Origin of the sequence: Herbiconiux sp. UC225_62 (assembly GCF_042694625.1) — a bacterium.
Taxonomy (GTDB): Bacteria; Actinomycetota; Actinomycetes; order Actinomycetales; family Microbacteriaceae; genus Herbiconiux.
The window spans coordinates 4,275,030-4,295,335 of sequence record NZ_CP170551.1 but is presented as its reverse complement, the minus strand read 5'-3'; the positions used below and the strand labels follow the sequence as shown (position 1 = coordinate 4,295,335).

The window sequence follows — 20,306 nt, the reverse complement described above, 5'->3', positions numbered from 1 at the left end:
AGTTTAGGCCAGGCATCCGGGGCGCCGGAGATAGCATGGCCAGGTGAATCGTGAGCATCACTACACCGTCGATGTGGCCTGGCGTGGCAATCGCGGCAGCGGCACCAGCGGCTACCGCGATTACGGGCGGCAGAGCCTCGTGACCGCGGAGGGCAAGCATCCGCTCGAGGCCTCGGCCGATCGCACCTTCCACGGCGACGCCGACCGCTGGAACCCCGAGGAGCTGCTGCTCGCCGCCCTCAGCGAATGCCACATGCTGTCGTTCCTGCACGTCGCCGTGCTGCACGGCGTGGTCGTCACCGACTACACGGATGCCGCGGAAGGAGTCATGGAGCAAGAGGGCAACGGGGGCCGCTTCACGAGCGTCACGCTGCATCCCGTGGTCACCGTGACCGAGCCCGTCGATGACGAGCTGCTCGCCGCCATGCACCACGAGGCCAACCAGGTGTGCTTCATCGCCAGCTCGGTGAACTTCCCCGTGCACCACGACCCCCGTGTCCTCGTCACGGGCTGAGCCCTCCGGAGAGCCGGTCGAGCTCTTCCTGATCGGCCGCACCCTGCGCGGCACCCTCGGCGAGGCGTTCCGACGCGACGCGATCGTGCGGTTCGAGGACCTTCACGGCACCGGCAACGGCGAAGCGGATGCGCCACTCCACGCCAGCCTCAGCCGCACCGTCGAGCTCACCGCGGTCGCCATCACCCGTGCCGGCACCGTGCGGGTCGACACCGGTATTGCGGACCCCGTGTTCCGCTCCGCTCCGGCGGCATGGGCGGATGACTCGGACGAGAACGCGGGGGAGCGCACGTTCGCGGTGACGGCCGAGGAGATCGACGGCATCCGTCCGGTCGCGGGCCCGCCCGGCGTCGACCGTTCGCGCCGGGTCGTGGTGCGTGTGCGACCGGACGATCCCGCCGCTCGCCTCGAGTTCCGGGTGCGTCTGGTCATCCCGGAGTAGGGCGAGCGCGAGCGGGTGGGAGGCCTGGCTCCGGGCGGCCGGAGTGCCGAGGCGGGCTCAGCCGTCCATGAGTCCACCGCGCTCGAGTCGGGCGCGGGTCTCGAGCGCCATCACGGCGCTCAGCTGCGTGGACAGGAACGTCACCGGCGGTGCCGGCCGACTCCAGTCGTCGCCTGCCCGCACATCCGGCGACCGACGGATGCCCGACCAGAGCGCATCCGTGCTCGCCCGGACGAACTCCACGAGAACGGGCCGCCCTTCCGATTCCCGAGGCAACCGCGCGATCAACTCGCCGACGTAGCGCACGAATATGCCCTTGAACAGACCGATGTCGCCGCCCCCGCGCTGATCGAGCCGTGAGTTCTCACCTGTGATCACGCCGTTGGGCGCGAGCAGCTGCACGGCCGCCACCGCGGTGCGTTCGGCCCGCGCCAGCGCCTGGTCGCCCGCCAGTGCCCCACCGACCCCCTCCGTACGGTCGGCCGCGCCAGCGCCCGCTTCCGCGCCTGCGGCACGGCCCGCGCCCGCGCCCGCGCCTGCGGCACGGCCCGCTTCCGTGCCCGCGCCTGCGGCACGGCCCGCGCCCCGTTCGCGATCCGTCCACCCCGTCCACCCCGCCATCTCGACGAGCGCCCCCACGTACAGCCCCTGGTTGTAGCTGAAGACCCACGCGGTGTCGATCCGGCCGTCTCCGAGCCGGTTCACCCCGTCGGCCAGGATGCCGGTGGCCGGATCGATGAGCGTCGTCTCGATCCAGTCCACGGCCTCCTGCGCGGCGCGGGCGTGGGCGGCATCGCCCGTCACCGCGAACAGCCGTGCCGAGAGCAGTGCGAAGGCTCCGTTCGTGGGCGCGTTCTCGTAGTCGAGCTGCTGCGCGCGCCACGCGACGGCCGCGCCGTGCCCCGCCGTGCGCCCGGCCCTCCCGATGTGCTCCCACAGCCCGATCGCGTCGTCGAGGAAGCGGCGCTCGCCGGAAGCCGCGTGCAATCGCAGCAATGCGATCGCCATCCAGCCCATGTCGTCGAAGTAGTCGTTGACGAGCGTGCCCCCGTTGCGTCGGCGGACCAGCTCGAGAATCCGTCGCGCACTCCCGAGAGCGTCGGCATGCCCGCTTCGTTCGAACGCGTCCACCCGCACCTCGATCGCGTGGGCGAGCCACCAGTAGTTGAAGGCGAAGGCCTGCCGGAGCCGCCACGGTGCCGTGTTGCGCAGCCCACCGCGCCGGAGGCGGGTGCCGAATTCCGCGGTCAGCGCATCCTGGGCCCGCTCGGCCCGGGTACCCCACGAATCGCCGCCGGCCCCAGGCCCCGCATCCCCCTGACCATCCCGTCGAACCGACACCCGCCCATTCTCCCGCTGTTCGCGGTGAGCGCCCCGATGGGCTTGACTGGGGCCATGGCGAAAAGCGCGACGGCGATGACGAGACAGCAGAAGTTCGTGCTCGCGGTGGCGGTGCTGGCATCGTTCATCTCCTTCCTCGACGCCACCGTCATCAACGTGGCGCTCCCGGCCATCAGCAAGGAGCTCGGCGGCGAACTCGCGTCGCAGCAATGGGTGGTCGACTCCTACCTGCTGACGCTCGGCGCCGTCATCCTCCTCGCCGGATCGCTCTCCGACGTCTACGGCCGCAAGAAGGTGTTGCTGGCCGGTCTGATCGGCTTCGGCGTCGCCTCCCTCGCCTGCGCGTTCGCGCCCACGATCGAGTTCCTCATCGTCGCCCGCGGCGTGCAGGGCATCGCCGGGGCGCTGCTCGTGCCGAGCTCGCTCGCCCTCATCCTTGCGAACTTCAGCGGCATGGGGCAGGGCCGGGCGATCGGCACCTGGACGGCGTTCACGAGCGTCGCGAACATCGCCGGACCGATCCTCGGCGGTGTGCTCGTCGACACCCTCTCGTGGCGCTACGTGTTCGGGATCAACGTGCTCCCGATCGCCGTGACGCTCTTCCTGCTGACGAAACTCGACCACGACCACGCCCGCCTGGAGGGCGCCCGCATCGACTACGTGGGCGCGGTGCTCGGCATCATCGGCCTCGGCCTGCCGGTGTTCGCGCTGATCGAGCAGGCGAACTTCGGCTGGGGCTCGCCCGTCGTCATGGTGCCGATGGTGGTCGGCATCATCGCGCTGGCCGCGTTCGTGCTCTGGGAGCGCCGCACGCCCCATCCCATGCTCCCGCTCGAACTCTTCCGGGTGCGTAACTTCTCGGTGGGGAACGTCTCCACTTTCCTCATCTACGGCGCCCTCTCGCTCGGCTTCTTCAGCGTCGCCGTCTTCCTCCAGCAGGTCGCCGGCTACAGCGCCACGTGGGCAGGCTTCGCGATGGTGCCCACGAGCCTCCTGCTGATCGGCTTCTCGAGCTTCTTCGGCCGCTTGAGCGGGCGGATCGGACCGCGTCTGTTCATGACGATCGGGCCGATCATCGCGGGCACCGGGTTCCTGCTGATGCTCCGCTTCACCGAGCAGGCGCCCTACTTCACCGAGGTGCTCCCCGCCGTGCTGGTGTTCGGGTTCGGGATGGCGCTGACCGTCGCTCCTCTCACCGCAGCCATCCTGGGTGCCATCGATCCGGCCCGGTCCGGCATCGCCTCGGCGGTGAACAACGCGGTCTCCCGGGTGGCCGGTCTCATCGCCGTGGCCCTCGCGAGCCTCATCGCCGGGATGATGGTGCTGGACCTCGTGGGATTCCACCGCGTCGTGCTCGTGACGGCCCTGTTCTTCTTCGCGGGCGGTCTGGTGTCGCTCATCGGCATCCAGAACCCGAAGCACATAAACCGCTCACAGCCCGTGACCAGCTTGCGCCAAGAGGACTGAGCCAGACTGACCCCATCCCCCCGATTTTCACGAAGAGGAATCATGCGCTCACTTCCGGCACTGGCCGCAGCCGCCGTCGCCGCCACCCTTCTGCTCGCGGGGTGCGCCGCGTCGCCCGACCCGTCGGCCACCGGCGCCGCGGGCGACTGCACGCCCGCCGCATCCGGCAGTGCCTCGAACGGTGTGACGGTCACCGGCGACTTCAAGTCGGCGCCGAAGACGGCCTTCACCGGTCCGCTGACGGTCGACACCACCCAGCGCACCGTGGTGAGCGACGGAGACGGTGATGTGGTGCAGAACGGCGACGTCGCCACCATCGACTTCACCATCTACAACGGCACGAGCGGCAAGCAGGTCTTCTCCACGCTCGACGAGGGCGGCACGCAGTTGCAGCTCACGGTCGACGACACGCAGTTCATCCCCGGCATCGTGAACGCGGTCGCCTGCTCGACGGTCGGGTCGCGCGTGGTCGCGGTCATCCCGCCCGCCGAGGGCTTCGGCGACACCGGCAACGACCAGCTCGGCATCGCCGCCACCGACTCCATGGTCATGGTCGCGGATGTCGAGGCGATCGTGCCGATCCGCGCCGACGGCGAAGACCAGCCCGCGCAGGACGGCTTCCCGACCGTCGTGCTCGACGACACCGGGGCGCCCACGGTCACCGTGCCGAAGACCGACCCGCCCACCACCCTCCAGACCGAGGTGCTGAAGAAGGGCGACGGCGCCGTGGTCGCCGACGGTGACAACGTCACCGTGCAGTACCAGGGTCTCGTCTGGGGCACCGGCACGGTCTTCGACCAGAGCTGGGGTCAGGGCGGCCCGCGCACGTTCCCGACGACCGGCGTGGTCAAGGGCTTCGCCGCGGCGATGATCGGCCAGACCGTCGGCTCGCAGGTGCTCGTGGTGATCCCGCCCGACCAGGGCTACGGCAGCGAGGGCAACAGCGCGGCCGGCATCACCGGCACCGACACGCTCGTGTTCGTGATCGACATCCTGGCGTCGGCCTCGGCCCCGCCGGCGGCGACGCCCGACGCGGGCTGAGCCGGGCCGTCCCGGGCCGACCCGGGCCCGTGATGGGATGATGGCGCTATGAGACGCGTCATCATCCTCGGCTCCACCGGTTCCATCGGCGTGCAGGCGCTCGACGTCATCCGCTCGAATCCCGAGCTGTTCGACGTCGTGGGCCTGATCGCGGGGAGCAACCGTGCGGCCCTCGACGCGCAGGCGGCCGAGTTCGCCGTCTCCGACACCGGACTCGGCGCGCTCGAGGCCGAGGCGATGGTGCGCGACATCGAGGCCGACGTGGTGCTGAACGGCATCACCGGGTCGATCGGGCTGGGCCCGACCCTCGCCACCCTCGAGGCTGGGCGCACGCTCGCGCTCGCCAACAAGGAGAGCCTCATCGTGGGCGGCGACCTCGTGCGCGACGCCGCCCGACCGGGGCAGATCGTGCCCGTCGACTCGGAGCACTCCGCCATCGCCCAGGCGCTCCGCTCCGGCACTGCGGGGGAGGTGTCGCGGCTCGTGCTCACCGCCTCCGGGGGTCCGTTCCGCGGCCGCAGCAGGGCGTCGATGAAGGACGTGACACCGCGCGAGGCGCTCGCCCACCCCACCTGGGACATGGGTCTCGTGGTCACCACGAACTCGGCGACACTGGTGAACAAGGGCCTCGAGGTGATCGAGGCGCACCTGCTATTCGACGTGGCCTACGGCGACATCGAGGTGACGGTGCATCCGCAGTCGCTCGTGCACTCCATGGTGGAGTTCACCGACGGATCGACCATCGCGCAGGCCTCACCGCCCGACATGCGGCTGCCGATCTCACTCGGCCTCGACTGGCCGAACCGGGTGTCGGGTGTCGGTACGCCGATCGACTGGACCGCCTCGCACAGCTGGACCTTCGAGCCGCTCGACGAGGAGGCCTTCCCGGCCGTCGAGCTCGCCAAGCAGGTGGGACGCGCCGGCGGCAGCTTCCCCGCCGTCTTCAACGCGGCGAACGAGCAGGCGGTCGCGGCCTTCCACGCCGGACGGATCGGGTTCCTCGACATCGTCGACACCGTCGCCCGGGTCGTGGACGCGCACGAGATGCCCTCCGACGTCGTCACGCGCGAGTCGCTCGCCGAGTCCGAGGAGTGGGCCCGGGCGACGGCCGACGCCTTCATCGCCGCGGTGTGACGCCGGGGCGCGACCGCGGGCATCCGCTCATCTTCCATTCAGGGAACGATCAGCGCTCGCTTCTGCTCCCGGGGTAGTGTCCTCGTGTGGAAACGGTCCTGCAGTTCATTCTCGGCGTGCTCATCATCGCCGTCGGCGTCGCCGTCTCCATCGGATTGCACGAAGTCGGCCACCTGGTGCCCGCGAAGCTCTTCGGCATCAAGGTGACGCAGTACATGATCGGCTTCGGGCCGACCATCTTCTCGCGCACGAAGGGCGAGACGCAGTACGGCGTGAAGGCAGTGCCGCTCGGCGGTTACATCTCGATGGTGGGCATGTTCCCGCCGCGGCGCGAGGGCGAGAAGCCGGTGGCCAACAGCACCGGGTTCTTCCAGTCGATGGTGCAGGATGCCCGCCAGGTCAGCCAGCTCTCCATCGGTCTCGAAGAAGACCGCGCCTTCTATCGCAAACCGGTCTGGCAGCGCATCATCGTGATGCTCGGGGGGCCGTTCATGAACCTCGTGCTCGCCGTGGTGTTCTTCTCGATCGTGCTGGTCGGTTTCGGCACGGTGCAGAGCTCCACCACGGTCGGCAGCGTGTCGGCCTGCGTCCTCCCCGCGACGAGTGACCGGCAGGAGTGCGAGTCGGGCGACCAGCCGTCGCCCGGCGCCGCAGCGGGTCTGCAGCCCGGCGACGAGCTGGTGAGCCTCAACGGCACGCCGATCACGAGCTGGGAGCAGTCGACCGCCATCATCCGCGACTCGGCGGGGGAGACCCTGCCGCTCGTCGTGCTCCGCGACGGCGTCGAAACCACCCTCCGTGTCACCCCGCTGCTGACCCAGCGGTACGTGCTCGACGACAAGGGCCAGGTGGTGGAGAACGCCGACGGCACGAAGCAGACCGAAGACGTCGGCTTCGTGGGCATCGGTGCCGCGTCAGAGCTCGTGCCGCAGCCGATCACCGCGGTGTTCCCCCTGATCGGCGAGAACATCGCCAGCACGGTGGGCATCGTCGCGAATCTGCCGCAGCGCCTCTACGACGTGGCTCAGGCGGCATTCGGTTCGGGCGAGCGCGACGTCAACGGCCCCATCAGCGTCGTCGGCGTGGGCCGGGTGGCGGGCGAGATCGCCTCCATCGACACCATCCCGATCGCCTCGAAGGCCGCGAGCCTGCTCGGCCTGCTGGGGTCGCTCAACATCGCGCTGTTCGTGATCAACCTGGTGCCCCTCACCCCGCTCGACGGCGGGCACGTGGCGGCGGCGGTCTGGGAGGCCATCCGGCGCGGCTTCGCGAAGCTCTTCAAGCGGAAGGACCCGGGGCCGGTGGATGCGGCGAAGCTGATGCCGCTCACCTTCGTGGTGGTCATCCTCTTCGGCGGCATGACCGCGCTGCTGGTCTACGCCGACATCGTGAAGCCCATCAACATCTTCGGGTGATGCCGAGTGCGGGCTGCCCGTTCGGCTCCCGCTGACCCGCCGTTCAGATTGCGGTCCTAGACTGAAATCGTGGCAGCAATCAACTTAGGGATGCCCAAGGCTCCCGAAACCCTGGCCCCGCGGCGCAAGTCCCGCCAGATCAAGGTCGGCAAGGTTCTCGTGGGTGGTGACGCACCCGTGAGCGTGCAGTCGATGACCACGACGCCCACGCCGAACATCAACGCGACGCTGCAGCAGATCGCCGAGCTGACGGCATCCGGATGTGACATCGTGCGTGTGGCGGTCCCGTCGCGCGACGACGCGGAGGCGCTGCCGATCATCGCGAAGAAAAGCCAGATCCCGGTGATCGCCGACATCCACTTCCAGCCGAACTACGTGTTCGCCGCCATCGATGCGGGCTGCGCCGGTGTGCGGGTGAACCCCGGGAACATCCGGAAGTTCGACGACAAGGTCGGCGAGATCGCGGCGGCGGCCAAGGCGGCCGGGGTCTCCATCCGGATCGGCGTCAACGCCGGCTCGCTCGACCCGCGGCTGCTCGAGAAGTACGGCAAGGCGACCCCCGAAGCGCTCGTCGAGAGCGCCGTCTGGGAGGCGTCGCTGTTCGAGGAGCACGACTTCCACGACTTCAAGATCTCGGTGAAGCACAACGACCCCATCGTGATGGTGAAGGCCTACCGCCTGCTCGCCGAGCGCGGGGACTGGCCGCTGCACCTCGGCGTCACCGAGGCCGGCCCGTCGTTCCAGGGCACCATCAAGAGTGCGACCGCGTTCGGCATCCTGCTCTCCGAAGGCATCGGCGACACCATCCGCGTGTCGCTCTCCGCGCCCCCGGCCGAAGAGGTGAAGGTGGGGCTCCAGATCCTGCAGTCGCTGAACCTCCGCGAGCGCAAGCTCGAGATCGTGTCCTGCCCCTCCTGCGGGCGTGCCCAGGTCGACGTCTACACGCTGGCGAACGACGTCACCGACGGGCTCGAGGGCATGACGGTGCCGCTCCGCGTCGCGGTGATGGGATGCGTCGTGAACGGCCCCGGCGAAGCCCGCGAGGCCGACCTCGGGGTCGCCTCGGGCAACGGCAAGGGCCAGATCTTCGTGAAGGGCGAGGTCATCAAGACCGTGCCCGAGTCGGAGATCGTGGCGACCCTCATCGAGGAGGCGAACCGCCTCGCGGCCGAGATGCCGCCGGGCGCCGTCGGGTCTCCCGAGGTCGTCACGGCGTAGGGCACCGGATGCCGCTTCCGTACTACTTCGAGGACTTCTCGACCGGGCAGACCTTCGTCACCCCCGGCAAGACGGTCACCGAGACCGACGTGGTGATGTTCGCCGCCCTCACGAACGACAACAACCAGCTGCACACCGACGTCGAGTTCGCTGCCGGGACGCGGTACGGGCAGCGCCTCGTGCACGGTCTCTACGGCGCGTCGCTCGCGCTGGGACTGATCGCGCGCACGGGCGTGTTCGAGGGCTCGTCGGCGGCGTTGCTCGGCATCGACGACTGGCGCTTCACCGCACCGGTCTTCATCGGCGATACTCTCACCTGCACCGTGGAGATCCTCGGCCTGCGACTCACCTCGTCGGGCAAGACAGGTGTGGTCGAGCGCCGCCTCACCCTGCGCAACCAGCGCTCCGAGATCGTGCAGTCCGGCCGCATGGACATGCTCATGCTCGTGCGCCCGGTCGCGTAGCTCCACCCCACCTCGTCGATCCGTCAGTTGTGGTCGCTTTCGAGCGCTCAAAGCGACCACAACTGACGGATCGACGGCCGGTGTGCTGGATTCAGTGCGGGGTGCGCTCTCGGAGCACGAACGAGAGGGCGAAGCCGACGGCGAGCAGGGCCACGATCAGGGCGAAGACGGTCTGCACGGTGGTGTGGTCGGCGAGGAGACCGAGCAACGGGTTGAGGAAACCGCCGAGCGAGAGCGTGAGGCCGAGGGTCAGGCCGCTCGCCGTGCCGACGCGGTTCGGCAGGTAGGAGTGCGACAGCGTGATCTGCGGCGCGAAGGGCAGGAAGATCGTGAAGCCGACGATGGCGGTCGCCGCCACGACGACGATGGTGTTCGGTGCGAGCACGATCGCGACCGTGCCGAGTGCCGCGGCGATGTAGCCAGTGCGGATGGTGCGCATCCGGCCCCAGCGATCGGCGAGGAACCCGCCGGCGAGGGTGCCCGCGGCGCCGGCGGCCGGGAAGACGGTGAGGGCGATCGAGGCGGTGGCCTCGTCGGAGCCGAACTGCTGGATCTGGAAGAGGGAGATGAAGGAGGAGACGCCGACGTAGGCCACCGACCAGAACGTGAGCACCAGGGTGAGCCAGGCGAAGGCGCGCCAGTCGTCGCGCGGGCTTGGGGCCGTGGTGGGCATGGTGTCGTCGGAGGCCGTGGGGTGGCGCGACTCATCGGCCTTCTCCTGATCCTCCTCCTCGAGCGCGACCTCGATGGCCGGCTCGACGGCAGCGGCGCGCCACGTCTCGTCGTGGGGAGCGGATGCCGGCCCTCGCGGCGCATCCGGAAGCGTCGTGGGGACGGGGCGGGGGCGCATCCGTACCGACCGCATTCGTACCGACCGCATCCGGAGCAGGTAGACGACGATCATGACGACCGCGGGGATGGCGAGCAGGGGAGTGGCGGCGAGCCCGAGCGTGCCGACGGTGAGGATGACGCCCGTGGGTGCGAGTGCGACGCCCACGTTGCCGCCGACCGAGAAGATGCTCATGGAGCGGTTCGATCCGCCGCCGGCTTCGCGGGCGGCCATGGTGGCGGCCGGGTGGTAGGCGGCGATGCCGATGCCGGAGAGGGCGATGACGACCCAGGTGAGCCAGTACGAGCCCGAGACGACGCCGCTGAGGGCGATGCCGGTGGCCGCCACGACCATGCCGGCCAGGATGAGCCAGCGTGAGGCGAAGCGGTCGCTCAGGATGCCGAAGACGGGCTGCGCGACGCTCGAGAGCGAGGTCGCGGCGAGGGTGATGCCGGCCACGGCGGCGTAGTCGTAGCGCTGCTCCAGCACGAGGAAGGGCAGGAGCGCGGCGACGGCGCCGGTGTAGAAGTCGTTGACGGTGTGGGTCGAGACCAGCAGCCAGAGGCCGGGACCGGCGCCCCGGCCCGGGGCCGTGATGGGCGCGTGCGGCATGTGTTCCTTCGTCGTCAGAGCACCGACTGTACACGGGTGACGGCGGGCGGTTCCGGTTCGGCATGCCGTTCACGGGTGGTCGGCGGCACGGGTCGTACAATCCAGGGGTGAGCGCCCAATCCACCCCTGAGCCCGCCCCCGAGCCCGCCGTCACCGCTGCCTCCGCCCCTCTTCCGACTCTCGAGGTCACGATCGACGCCCGCGGGGCGACGGCGCCGAAGCCGGTCAACCTGCCCCTTCGCCAGCGGCCCTTCGACATCGCGTTCGCGGTGATCTTCCTGCTGTTCACGGTCACCAGCGGCATCAGCGACCTCGTGCCCACCATCGGCATCCCGATCACCGCCGACTCGACGAACGGGCTGGCCCAGTCGAACTACTGGTATGGCCACGACGCCGATCCGCTGTTCATCGACCCGCCGATCTGGATGCGCTTCGTCACCGGGCTCTCGGCCTTCGTCTACGGCCCGTTCTACCTGCTGCTGGCGTTCTGCCTGCTCACAGGGCGCAACTGGATCCAGCTGCCGGCCGTCATCTACGCCTCGGCGATCTCGATGATCACGGGCGTCGTGGTCTTCGGCGTCGAGTTCTTCGGCGAACCGGAGTTCCAGACGCAGAACCCGGTGAAGTTTCTGGCCTTCAACCTGCCTTACGTCATCATCCCGATCTTGCTGTTGATCCGGATGCGAAAGCCCTTGCCCTTCACGCGGAAGTGGTGATCGGCTCGGGCCAAAGGCATCTCAGGGGAGGCTGGTGAAGAGGTCGGCGATGCCGGTGAGGATTGACCAGATGGGGCGGCGGGGTTTGCGGATCTGGACCCACGTGGCGCCGTCGAGGCGGTAGCGAGCGCGGCAGGAAGGGCAGGTCCACTTCGCGCCAGGGGAGGCGGTGCCGATGGGGAGAGGGCACGGGTGGTTCGGTCGCTCGAAGAGGCGCATGGGGAAAAAGTAGCGTGGGTTACGTCCGGTTTCGGCGCGTTTTGGCGCGCGTGGGCGGGGCGCATAGCGTCGGAGCGTGAGTAGTGCTGCGCCTTCGAACGACACCATCGTCAACCTGTCGACCGAGAGCCGGCGGTATCCGGCGCCGGCGGAGTTCGCGGCTCGGGCCAACGTCGACGGGAGTCTGTGGGCCGCCGCGGCAGCCGACCCCGTGGAGTTCTGGGCCGAGCAGGCGCGCCGGCTCGACTGGGCGACGCCGTGGCACACGACGCACAGCTGGGCGCCCGCCCGCCCGACCGACGGCGGCAGCGACGCCGAACTCTCCGTGCCCGTCGCCGAGTGGTTCGCCGGTGGCACCCTCAACGTCGCGGTGAACTGCGTCGATCGGCACGTCGACGCCGGCCGCGGCGACAAGATCGCCCTGTACGTCGAGGGCGAGCGCGGCGACCGGCGCGAGATCAGCTACGCCGAACTGCAGCGCGAGGTCGCCAAGGCCGCCAATGCCCTCACCGACCTCGGCATCACGAAGGGGGACCGGGTCGTCATCTACCTCCCGGTGATCGCCGAGACCGTCATCATCACCCTCGCTGTGGCCCGTCTGGGCGCCATCCATTCGCTCGTCTTCGGCGGCTTCTCGGCCGAGGCGCTCAAGTTCCGGGTCGAGGACACCGGCGCGAAGCTGCTCGTCACCACCGACGGACAGTTCCGGCGCGGCCAGGCCGTGCCCGTGAAGCGGAACGCCGACGCGGCCGTGGCCGGCGACAACGCCATCGAGCACGTGCTCGTGGTGCGTCGCACCGGCGACGAGACCCCGGATGTTCCCTGGACAGAAGGCCGCGACCTCTGGTGGCACGACGTCGTCGACACGGCTTCCGACGAGCACACCCCCGAGTACTTCGACGCCGAGACCCCGCTCTTCATCATCTACACCAGCGGCACGACCGGAAAGCCCAAGGGCCTCGTGCACACCTCCGGCGGCTACCTCACCCAGGCATCCTGGACCCACTGGGCCATGTTCGACGTGAAGCCCGACGATGTGCACTGGTGCACCGCCGACCTCGCGTGGGTGACGGCGCACACCTACGAAATCTACGGGCCGCTCAGCAACGGCGTCACGCAGGTCATCTACGAAGGCACCCCGAACAGCCCCCACACCGCGCGGCACTTCGAGATCATCGAGCGCTACGGGGTGACCACGTACTACACGGCGCCGACACTCATCCGCACGCTAATGACGTGGTTCCCGGATGGCGTGCCCGCCGGCTACGACCTGTCGAGCATCCGCCTGCTCGGCACCGTGGGCGAGGCGATCAACCCCGAGGCGTGGGTGTGGTTCCACGAGAACATCGGGGCCGGGCGCGCGCCGATCGTCGACACGTGGTGGCAGTCGGAGACGGGCGCCGCCATCATGGCGCCGCTGCCCGGCGTCACCACGCTGAAGCCGGGCTCCGCCACGCGCGCGCTGCCGGGGCTGCGCACCCTCGTGGTCGACGAGCAGGGTTCCGAGGTGGCGTTCGGCAGCGGGGGATACCTCGTGGTGGCCGGCACCTGGCCCAGCATGGCGCGTACGGTCTGGGGCAACCCGCAGCGCTACCTCGACGCGTACTGGCGCCGGTACGCGTCTCAGGGCTATTTCTTCTCGGGCGACGGTGCCAAGTACGACCTCGACGGAGACATCTGGCTGCTCGGCCGCGTCGACGACGTCATCAATGTCTCGGGTCACCGCCTCTCGACGATCGAGATCGAGTCGGCTCTGGTGTCGCATCCGCTCGTCGGCGAGGCCGGCGTGGTGGGCGTACACGACGACACCACGGGGCAGGGGATCGCGGCGTTCGTCATCCCCGCCGACCGCCGCGCCGCGGAGGGTTCGGCGCTCGCCGCCGACGATGCCGACGGATGGCGCCGAGCGGCCGCCGCGGTCGGGGCCGAGCTGCGCGCACACGTCGCGAAGGAGATCGGTCCGATCGCGAAGCCGCGCGACATCGTGCTCGTGCCCGACCTGCCGAAGACCCGGTCGGGCAAGATCATGCGGCGACTGCTGGGCGACATCGTCGACGGGCGTGCCCTCGGCGACACGACCAGCTTGCAAGACGAGGCCGTGCCGGCGCAGATCCAGGCGATCGTGCGCGGCTGAGCGCCTCGCGTCACGGCTTCCGCGAGTTTCGGGAGGAGCTGCGTGCAACGAGGCCCGTATACGGCCGTCGTGTCACGCAGCTCCTCCCGAAATCGCGATCGGTCGCCGCGCCGGGCGTCGCGGGCAGGGTCTGCTGGCGCGCCGCGGGTCGGTCGTCAGCGCGCGGCGAGACGCGGGGCGGCCGCGAGCAGGGCTTGCGTGTACGGATGCGCGGGGCTGGCGAAAACAGTCGCCGTCTCGCCCTGCTCCACGATCCGGCCGTCCTTCATCACGGCGATCCGGTCGCTCATGTGCTGGACCACACCGAGGTCGTGCGAGATGAACAGGTAACTCAGACCGTGCCGTCGCTGCAGCTCGTCGAAGAGGTCGAGGATCTGTGCCTGGATCGACACGTCGAGCGCCGAGACCGGTTCGTCGCAGATCAGCACGGACGGATCGGCGGCGAGGGCGCGTGCGATCGACACGCGCTGCCGCTGTCCACCAGAGAGTTCGAGCGGGCGGCGTTCGAGCACGGACGAGGCGAGCCCGACGTCGTCGAGCAGGTCGGCGACGGATGCGCGCGGCCTTGCCCACCTGTCGCGCCCGTCGCGCCCGTCGTGCAGCGTCGCGGCCTGAGTGGCGTCGCGCGGGTTCACTGCGCCGGCCTGCCCCCGCGAGGGTCCGGACTCGCCGCGCCGTCCAGCGTCGCCCGCGATCTGCGTGCTCGCCGGCACAGAATCACGGCGACCCGAGCGCGCATCACCGAGGATCTGCCGCACGGTGAGCCGCGGGTCGAAGGAGGAGAGAGCATCCTGGTACACGGCCCCGAGCCGGCTGCGACGCGGACGTCGCAGCCGTTCGGGCAGGGGAGCCCACGCCTCGCCCTCGAGGGTGACCGTGCCGGCGTCGGGCGTGGTGAGTCCCAGTACGATGCGGGCCAGCGTGGTCTTGCCCGAGCCGGACTCGCCGACGAGCCCGAGCGTGGTGCCCCGCTCGAGCACGAGCGAGACGTCGTCGACCGCCACCCGCTCGACCCCGCGCCCCGCGCCCCGGATCGGGAACGCCTTGCGCACCCCGCGCACCTCGAGCACCGGCGTCGGCGTGCGACCGCTCTCCGCGCCTCGTGCCGCCTCCTCATCGTTCCCGCCGCCCCCGAAGAACGCTGCGGGACGACCGGCCGGGCTGGTGGGAGTCGCGGTGGCAGGCGACGCGTCGGCGGTGGCGGGTGTCGTTGTGGTGGCGGCGTCCGCGGCGGTGGTCGGACGCTCCGTGTCCGCGGGCGTCGACGTTGTGGCGGCCGGAGCGACCTGCGAAGCCGTACCGGCCGCGGGCGGCGCGACTTGCGCGACGGCCGCCGCACTGACGCGCTCGCCCGGCGCGCTCAGGCGCACCCCGCGCGGCACGCCCGTGGGCACCGCGCGCAGCAGCGCCCGGGTGTACTCGTGCTGCGGGTCGCGGAGCACCACCTCCGTCGGCCCCGACTCCACCACGCGCCCGCCGCGCATCACGAGCACCTCGTCGGCGATCCGCGACACCACTGCGAGGTCGTGGCTGATGAACAGCAGCGCCGTCCCGCGCGACTTCACCGTCTCGAGCAGCGACAGGATCTGCGCCTGCACCGTCGCGTCGAGTGCCGTGGTGGGTTCGTCGGCGATCAGCACGGGCGGATCGGCCGAGAGTCCCGCCGCGATCAGCGCGCGTTGCCGCAGCCCGCCCGACAGTTCGCCCGAGCGCTGGCCGATGCGCGACGCCGGATCGGACATCCCGACCGACTCCAACAGCTCGAGCACCCGCGCGCGCCGCTGCGCCACGGAAAGCGTCGTGTGGAGCCGAAGCCCGTCGGCGATCTCGCGCCCGATCGGTCGCAGCGGATCGAGCGACACGAGCGCATCCTGCACGATCAGCCCGATCTGCCGCCCCCGGATGCGCCGCCACGCCGCCGCCGAGAGCCCCCGGTCCACGCCGCCGCGGCATCCGCCCAGCACGGATGCGCCGAGCAGGTCGAGTGCCTCGGCCGACTGCCACGACCCGGCGCCGGCCAGTCCCACCAGCGACCGCGCGGTGACACTCTTGCCCGATCCGGATTCGCCCACGATCGCCAGTGCCCGCCCCGCGTGCAACTCGAACGAGACGCCGTCGACGACGGGTGCCGAGTCCCGCCGCCCGAACCCCACGCGCAATTCCCGCACCCGCACCAGCGGCTCGCCGCCGTTATCGGCACCACCCGCACCCGGAATGGATGGAGTTTGCGGCCCGTTTCCCGAAACGACGGAGGCTGAGCCGGTATTTCCGACAATCCTCCATCGATTCTGCACGCCGCGCCCGCTGCCGCGCCCGCCGCCGCGCGCCACGCCCGCCCCGCCGCTGCCGCCGCCGCTCGCCGTGCCCGCCCCGCCGCTGCCGCCGCCGCTCGCCGCGCCTGCACCGCCGGCCGCGTCGCCACGGCCCGCGCCGCCTCCACTCGTCGCGCGTGCGCCGCCCGCGCCGGCTCCACTCGTCGCGCGTGCGCCGCCCGCGTCGCGCGCCGCGCCGCCGCCGCCCACCCCGCTCACGGCAGACTCCGCCGCTGCAGCGCCCGCCCCAGCACCGTCGTCGCCGCAGCACTCAGCACGATCGCGAGCCCGGGGAAGAACGTCATCCACCACGCCGTCGTCACGTAGTTCTTGCCGGCGAACAGCATCGCGCCCCACTCCGCCGCCGGCGGTTCTGCGCCCAGCCCGAGGTATGAGAGCGCCGCCGCCCACACGATCGCCTGCCCCACACCGAGCGTCACGAGCACGAAGACGGGCGCCACCGCGTTCGGCAGGATGTGCCGCGCCAGGATGCGCCCCCGCGACTTCCCCAGCACCACGGCCGCCTCCACATACGCCGACGACGCCACCGCCCGCGTCTGCGACCGGATGATCCGCGCATACCCCGGCGCCGTCGCGAGCCCGACCGCGATGGTCGACGTCACGATCCCCGGCCCGTAGACCGTGATCACGAGCAGCGCCAGCAGCAGCCCCGGAAACGCGAACAGCACCTCGAGGAACCGGCTCACCCCGAAGTCCACCACCCGCCCGCCGAGCGCGGCCGCCGTACCGAGCACGAGAGCGAGCAGGATACCGATGGCCGTCGCCGAGACGCCGATCACCAGCGAGGGTGCCGTCCCGTGCACCACCCGGGTGTACACGTCGCGCCCCGATTCGTCGGTGCCGAACGGATGCCCCCACCCCGGCGCCCGGAACGCGTCACCCGGGTCGATGGCGAGCGGGTCACCGGGCGCCAGCAGCCACGGGAAGAACGCCGCCACGAGCAGCAGCACCAGGAACCCGACCGCGATCCACTGCGCGACCCCGAGCGCCCGGAAGAACCCGCGCACCCCGCGCCGGCGCCCGCCGCGTGCGGTGGCAGCGCCGGTCTGCGCTGCGCGCGACGCGTCGGCGCCGACGCTCCCGCGATCGTGCGGCGTCGCGCTTCCGCCGATCACACTCGTGGGAAGACTCATCCGACCATCACCGCCCGAGAGACCGACGGAGTTCCGACCCGAATCTCCGAAACAACAGAGTCGAAGCCCAACTCCGGCCCCGAACTCCGTCGGTTCGACATCCCCGACACCGGCCGCGCCGGCCTCGGCATCCGCGACACCGGCCGCGCCGGTCCCGGCCACGCCGGTCCGGGCATCCCCGATCTCGGCCGCACCGGTCCAGGCATCCGCGACCCCGACGCCGCCCACGTCGGTCCCGGCATCCGTGACTCCGGCCGCGCCGATGCCGACACCGCCGGTCCCGGCATCCGTGACTCCGGCCGCGCCGATGCCGACACCGCCGGTCCCGCCTTCCGTGACTCCGGTCGCGCCGATCCCGGCACCGCCGGTCCCGCCTTCCGTGACTCCGGTCGCGCCGATCCCGGCACCGCCGGTCCCGCCTTCCGTGACTCCGGCCGCGCCGATCCCGCTACCGCCGGTCCCGGCATCCGCGACCTCGGCCCCGACTGCGCCGCCCACGCTGCCGCGACCACCCTCACGACGCCCTCACCCGCGGGTCGGCGAGTCGGGTCGCGGCATCCGTCGCCACCGTCATCACGACGTACCCGAGCGCCACCACCAGCACGACCCCCACCACCAGCGGCACGTCGCGCAATTGCACGGCGTTCAGCAGCGTGCGCCCGAGCCCTGGCCGCGCGAAGATCGTCTCCACCACCACGGCTCCCGAGATCAACCACCCGAAGGCCCACCCCGAGAGTGCGATGCCCGGGAGCGAGCCGTGCCGCAGCACGTGCCGCCAGCGCACACCGCCCTCGCTCTCCCCACGCGCCCGCGCCGACAGCGTGAACGGCGCGTCGAGCGCATCCAGAACGGATTCGCGCATCACCTGCCCGAGGAACCCCGCCAGCGGCAGCGCCAGCGTCAGCACCGGCAGCACGAGCCCGGCCGGCCCCGCCGTGCTCACCGCCGGGAACCATCGCAGCGTTGTGCTGAACACGAGCACCAGAACGGTCGCCAGCCAGAACTGCGGCACAGCGGCCGCCACGATCTCGAGCGCCGACCCCACGGCGGCGGCGACCCGCCCGCCTCTGGTCGACCACACCGCGAGGCCGAGAGCGATCACCCACGCCACGACCAAAGCGAGCGCGGCCAGGAGCAGCGTGCCGCCGATCTGCGATCCGATCACCGACAGCACCGGCGTCTTCAGCGAGTACGAGGTGCCGAGGTCGCCCGTGGCCAGCCGACCCAGCTGCGCGATGTACTGCACGAACAGCGGCTGATCCAGCCCGTACTCGGCCCGCACCTGGGCGAGCGCCTCGGCGCTGGCCTGCGATCCAGGCCCGCCGAGAATGGCCTGTGCCGGGTCGCCCGGAATGAGCCGCAGCCCGAAGAACGTGAGCGTCGCCGCCGCCCAGAGCACGAAGACGGCCCCGCCCAACCGCAGCAGCAGCCACCGCACCGTCGGCCAGAGTCGACGCCGGTCGGTCGTCGAACCCGATGGAGAAACCGGCTGTTTGTCACGAATGGATGGACCCTCGAGGCGATCGCGCCCGAGAGTCCATCCATTCGCGTCGGCGGCGCCGGCGGCGGCGGCGGAGCCCGCCCCTACTGCTGAACCCACACGTCACCGAAGTACGGGATCTGCAGCGTCGGGAGCAGCGAGAGCCCGTGCACCTTCGTGGAGTAGCCGATCTTCTGCAGGTGGTCGTAGAGCGGCAGCACGTAGGCGCCGTCGGCGAGGATCTTCTGGGCGTCTTCATACAACGAAGCCCGCGTGGCGTCATCCGTCGTCTGGCCGGCCTCGGTCAGCAGCGCGTCGAGCTCCGGGATCGACACGTGCGCGTTGTTCGCGTGGTACCCGCTCGGCGCCGGGATGATGTTCGACGAGTGGTACAGGATGCGCAACACGTCGGGCGAATTCTTCGTGTAGATCGCGCTGGTCACGCCGAAGTCCCATGACCCGAGCGCCGCGTACCACGACGACAGGTCGAGCGGGTGCAGCTCGACGTCGAATCCGACATCCTTCGTCGTGGCCTGGATCTGCTCGAACAACGACTGCTCCGCCGGGATCGACTGGTTGGTGGAGACCGGGAAGTCCACGACGAGTCGCTGTCCGTCCTTCGTGCGGTAGCCCTCGGAGTCGCGGCCGGTCCAGCCCGCCTCGTCGAGCAGCTGGTTCGCGAGGTCGGTGTCGATGGTGAAGTCGTCGGGGAAGGATGCTCCATACGGCGTGCTCGACGACAGCACCGAATAGGAACGCTCGGCCGTGCCGAAGAACAGACTCTCGATCCCCGGGTTCACATCGGCGGAGTGTACGAAGGCCTTGCGCACCCGCTCGTCATCGAACGGCGCGTAGCCCGAGTTGAGCTCCAGCCGGATGGATGCGCCCGGCAGCGCCCCCGTCAGCACGTCGAACTGGTCGCTCGTGGAGGCGGCCACTACGTTGTCGGGCTGCATCTCGTCGATCACGTCGACCTCGCCCGACTGCAGAGCAGCGAAGCGGGTCGCGGAGTCGGGGATGAAGCGCCAGACGATCTTGTCGAGGTAGGCCGACCCGTCGTGCGCGGCGCCCGCCGGTGCCGAGTTGTAGTTCTCGTTGCGCACCAGCGTGATGCTGTCCTGCTTGGTCCAGCTGTCGACGATGAACGGCCCGGTGCCGATCGGCGCCTCGCAGTTCGCCTCGAGGCCACGCGCCAACCCGGCCGGCGACTCCATGGCGAGCCAGGTCTGCGCGAGCGACTCGAGCAGCGCGCTGTCGGGCTCCGAGAGGTGGAAGCGCGCGGTGGTGGGGTCGACGACCTCCACCGACTGCACTTTGCCGAGCGCGAGGATGCCGGTCGACGACGCGGTGGCCGGATCCTGGATCTGCTCGATGTTCGCCTTCACCGCTGCCGCGTCGAACGGGGTGCCGTCGGTGAACTCGACGTCGTCGCGAAGCGTGATGTCCCAGCTCAGGCCGTCGGCGGACGGGGTGCCCGCGGTGGCGAGCCAGGGCACGATCGTGCCGTCGGCATCCTGCGAGAAAAGCGACTCGAGGAAGTTGGTGCCCACGAGGGCCTGCGGCATGTTGCCGCCGTTGTGGGGATCGAGGCAGTCGGGTTCGCCGAAGCCGGTGGCGTAGGTGAGCGTGCCGCCGGCCGCGGGGGTGCTCGTGGCGGGGCCGGCCGCCGGTGCGCACCCGGCCAGCAGAAGAGCGGATGCCGCGGCGACGGCGAGGAGCGAGATGGTGCGTCTGGACACGAAAGGGCCTGTCTGATGTGGAATGGTGGGGGAGCGATCTGCTGTGATCGCCATCCAGTCTAATTCTTGTACTGA

16 protein-coding genes are annotated in these 20,306 nt (G+C 70.6%); 10 read left to right on the top strand and 6 right to left on the bottom strand.

Features of this window, described 5'->3' with window-relative positions; translation table 11 throughout:
* The first annotated feature begins 43 nt into the window (after positions 1 to 43).
* Both ACFJGU_RS20900 and ACFJGU_RS20895 read left to right on the top strand, forming a co-directional pair.
* The gene (locus tag ACFJGU_RS20900) at positions 44 to 514 is read left to right on the top strand and encodes an OsmC family protein (RefSeq protein WP_382306285.1); all 471 of its coding nucleotides are present in this window, start codon (positions 44 to 46) and stop codon (positions 512 to 514) included.
* The gene (locus ACFJGU_RS20895; protein ID WP_382306283.1) at positions 495 to 956 is read left to right on the top strand and encodes a hypothetical protein; all 462 of its coding nucleotides are present in this window, start codon (positions 495 to 497) and stop codon (positions 954 to 956) included. Before ACFJGU_RS20900 ends, ACFJGU_RS20895 begins: the two co-directional genes overlap by 20 nt.
* A 57-nt stretch (positions 957 to 1,013) precedes the next feature.
* Here the strand turns inward: ACFJGU_RS20895 and ACFJGU_RS20890 are convergent, their stop codons facing one another.
* Positions 1,014 to 2,297: a glycoside hydrolase family 76 protein gene (locus ACFJGU_RS20890; RefSeq protein WP_382306282.1), complete on the bottom strand. Its 1,284-nt coding sequence runs from the start codon at positions 2,295 to 2,297 to the stop codon at positions 1,014 to 1,016.
* Positions 2,298 to 2,351: 54 nt separating this feature from the next.
* On the opposite strand from ACFJGU_RS20890, the gene ACFJGU_RS20885 reads away from it, so the two are divergent.
* The 6 genes from ACFJGU_RS20885 (at position 2,352) to ACFJGU_RS20860 (ending at position 9,036) form a co-directional block, all read left to right on the top strand.
* Positions 2,352 to 3,764, top strand: coding sequence for a DHA2 family efflux MFS transporter permease subunit (locus tag ACFJGU_RS20885; protein ID WP_382306280.1), 1,413 nt, complete (start codon positions 2,352 to 2,354; stop codon positions 3,762 to 3,764).
* A gap of 42 nt (positions 3,765 to 3,806) precedes the next feature.
* A complete protein-coding gene (locus tag ACFJGU_RS20880) occupies positions 3,807 to 4,805 on the top strand; it encodes an FKBP-type peptidyl-prolyl cis-trans isomerase (RefSeq protein WP_382306278.1) in 999 nt (332 codons plus the stop codon).
* A gap of 48 nt (positions 4,806 to 4,853) precedes the next feature.
* Positions 4,854 to 5,939 (top strand): 1-deoxy-D-xylulose-5-phosphate reductoisomerase, encoded by a 1,086-nt coding sequence (locus ACFJGU_RS20875; protein WP_382306276.1) that lies wholly within the window; start codon positions 4,854 to 4,856, stop codon positions 5,937 to 5,939.
* Between the two features lie 86 nt (positions 5,940 to 6,025).
* Complete coding sequence (locus ACFJGU_RS20870; protein ID WP_382306275.1) at positions 6,026 to 7,354, top strand: M50 family metallopeptidase; 1,329 nt, start codon at positions 6,026 to 6,028, stop codon at positions 7,352 to 7,354.
* A 90-nt stretch (positions 7,355 to 7,444) separates the two neighbouring features.
* The gene (gene ispG, locus ACFJGU_RS20865) at positions 7,445 to 8,572 is read left to right on the top strand and encodes a flavodoxin-dependent (E)-4-hydroxy-3-methylbut-2-enyl-diphosphate synthase (protein ID WP_382310461.1); all 1,128 of its coding nucleotides are present in this window, start codon (positions 7,445 to 7,447) and stop codon (positions 8,570 to 8,572) included.
* A gap of 8 nt (positions 8,573 to 8,580) precedes the next feature.
* A complete protein-coding gene (locus ACFJGU_RS20860) occupies positions 8,581 to 9,036 on the top strand; it encodes a MaoC/PaaZ C-terminal domain-containing protein (RefSeq protein ID WP_382306273.1) in 456 nt (151 codons plus the stop codon).
* A 91-nt stretch (positions 9,037 to 9,127) separates the two neighbouring features.
* Here ACFJGU_RS20860 and ACFJGU_RS20855 read toward each other — a convergent pair whose 3' ends face one another.
* Positions 9,128 to 10,477 (bottom strand): MFS transporter, encoded by a 1,350-nt coding sequence (locus tag ACFJGU_RS20855; protein WP_382306271.1) that lies wholly within the window; start codon positions 10,475 to 10,477, stop codon positions 9,128 to 9,130.
* A gap of 107 nt (positions 10,478 to 10,584) precedes the next feature.
* Here ACFJGU_RS20855 and ACFJGU_RS20850 point away from each other — a divergent pair, with 107 nt between their 5' ends.
* The gene (locus ACFJGU_RS20850; RefSeq protein ID WP_382306269.1) at positions 10,585 to 11,193 is read left to right on the top strand and encodes an EXPERA domain-containing protein; all 609 of its coding nucleotides are present in this window, start codon (positions 10,585 to 10,587) and stop codon (positions 11,191 to 11,193) included.
* Positions 11,194 to 11,488: 295 nt separating this feature from the next.
* Positions 11,489 to 13,546: an acetate--CoA ligase gene (gene acs, locus ACFJGU_RS20845; RefSeq protein WP_382306267.1), complete on the top strand. Its 2,058-nt coding sequence runs from the start codon at positions 11,489 to 11,491 to the stop codon at positions 13,544 to 13,546.
* A gap of 155 nt (positions 13,547 to 13,701) precedes the next feature.
* Here the strand turns inward: acs and ACFJGU_RS20840 are convergent, their stop codons facing one another.
* The 4 genes from ACFJGU_RS20840 to ACFJGU_RS20825 form a co-directional block, all read right to left on the bottom strand.
* Positions 13,702 to 16,077, bottom strand: coding sequence for a dipeptide ABC transporter ATP-binding protein (locus ACFJGU_RS20840; protein ID WP_382306265.1), 2,376 nt, complete (start codon positions 16,075 to 16,077; stop codon positions 13,702 to 13,704).
* Positions 16,074 to 17,012, bottom strand: a complete 939-nt coding sequence (locus ACFJGU_RS20835; RefSeq protein ID WP_382310459.1) for an ABC transporter permease — start codon at positions 17,010 to 17,012, stop codon at positions 16,074 to 16,076. The genes ACFJGU_RS20840 and ACFJGU_RS20835 overlap by 4 nt, the downstream gene beginning before the upstream one ends.
* A 514-nt stretch (positions 17,013 to 17,526) precedes the next feature.
* Positions 17,527 to 18,450 (bottom strand): ABC transporter permease, encoded by a 924-nt coding sequence (locus tag ACFJGU_RS20830; protein ID WP_382306263.1) that lies wholly within the window; start codon positions 18,448 to 18,450, stop codon positions 17,527 to 17,529.
* A gap of 146 nt (positions 18,451 to 18,596) precedes the next feature.
* Positions 18,597 to 20,285, bottom strand: a complete 1,689-nt coding sequence (locus tag ACFJGU_RS20825) for an ABC transporter substrate-binding protein (protein ID WP_382306262.1) — start codon at positions 20,283 to 20,285, stop codon at positions 18,597 to 18,599.
* Between the last annotated feature and the right edge of the window lie 21 nt (positions 20,286 to 20,306).

What these genes read in the sequence shown, in the direction of transcription:
- ACFJGU_RS20885 (WP_382306280.1), top strand. Translation starts at nt 2,352, where the DNA reads ATGGCGAAAAGCGCGACGGCGATGACGAGACAGCAGAAGTTCGTGCTC.
- ACFJGU_RS20880 (WP_382306278.1), top strand. Translation starts at nt 3,807, where the DNA reads ATGCGCTCACTTCCGGCACTGGCCGCAGCCGCCGTCGCCGCCACCCTT.
- ACFJGU_RS20875 (WP_382306276.1), top strand. Translation starts at nt 4,854, where the DNA reads ATGAGACGCGTCATCATCCTCGGCTCCACCGGTTCCATCGGCGTGCAG.
- ispG (WP_382310461.1), top strand. Translation starts at nt 7,445, where the DNA reads ATGCCCAAGGCTCCCGAAACCCTGGCCCCGCGGCGCAAGTCCCGCCAG.
- ACFJGU_RS20860 (WP_382306273.1), top strand. Translation starts at nt 8,581, where the DNA reads ATGCCGCTTCCGTACTACTTCGAGGACTTCTCGACCGGGCAGACCTTC.
- ACFJGU_RS20855 (WP_382306271.1), bottom strand. Translation starts at nt 10,477, where the DNA reads ATGCCGCACGCGCCCATCACGGCCCCGGGCCGGGGCGCCGGTCCCGGC.
- ACFJGU_RS20835 (WP_382310459.1), bottom strand. Translation starts at nt 17,012, where the DNA reads ATGAGTCTTCCCACGAGTGTGATCGGCGGAAGCGCGACGCCGCACGAT.
- ACFJGU_RS20825 (WP_382306262.1), bottom strand. Translation starts at nt 20,285, where the DNA reads ATGGCGATCACAGCAGATCGCTCCCCCACCATTCCACATCAGACAGGC.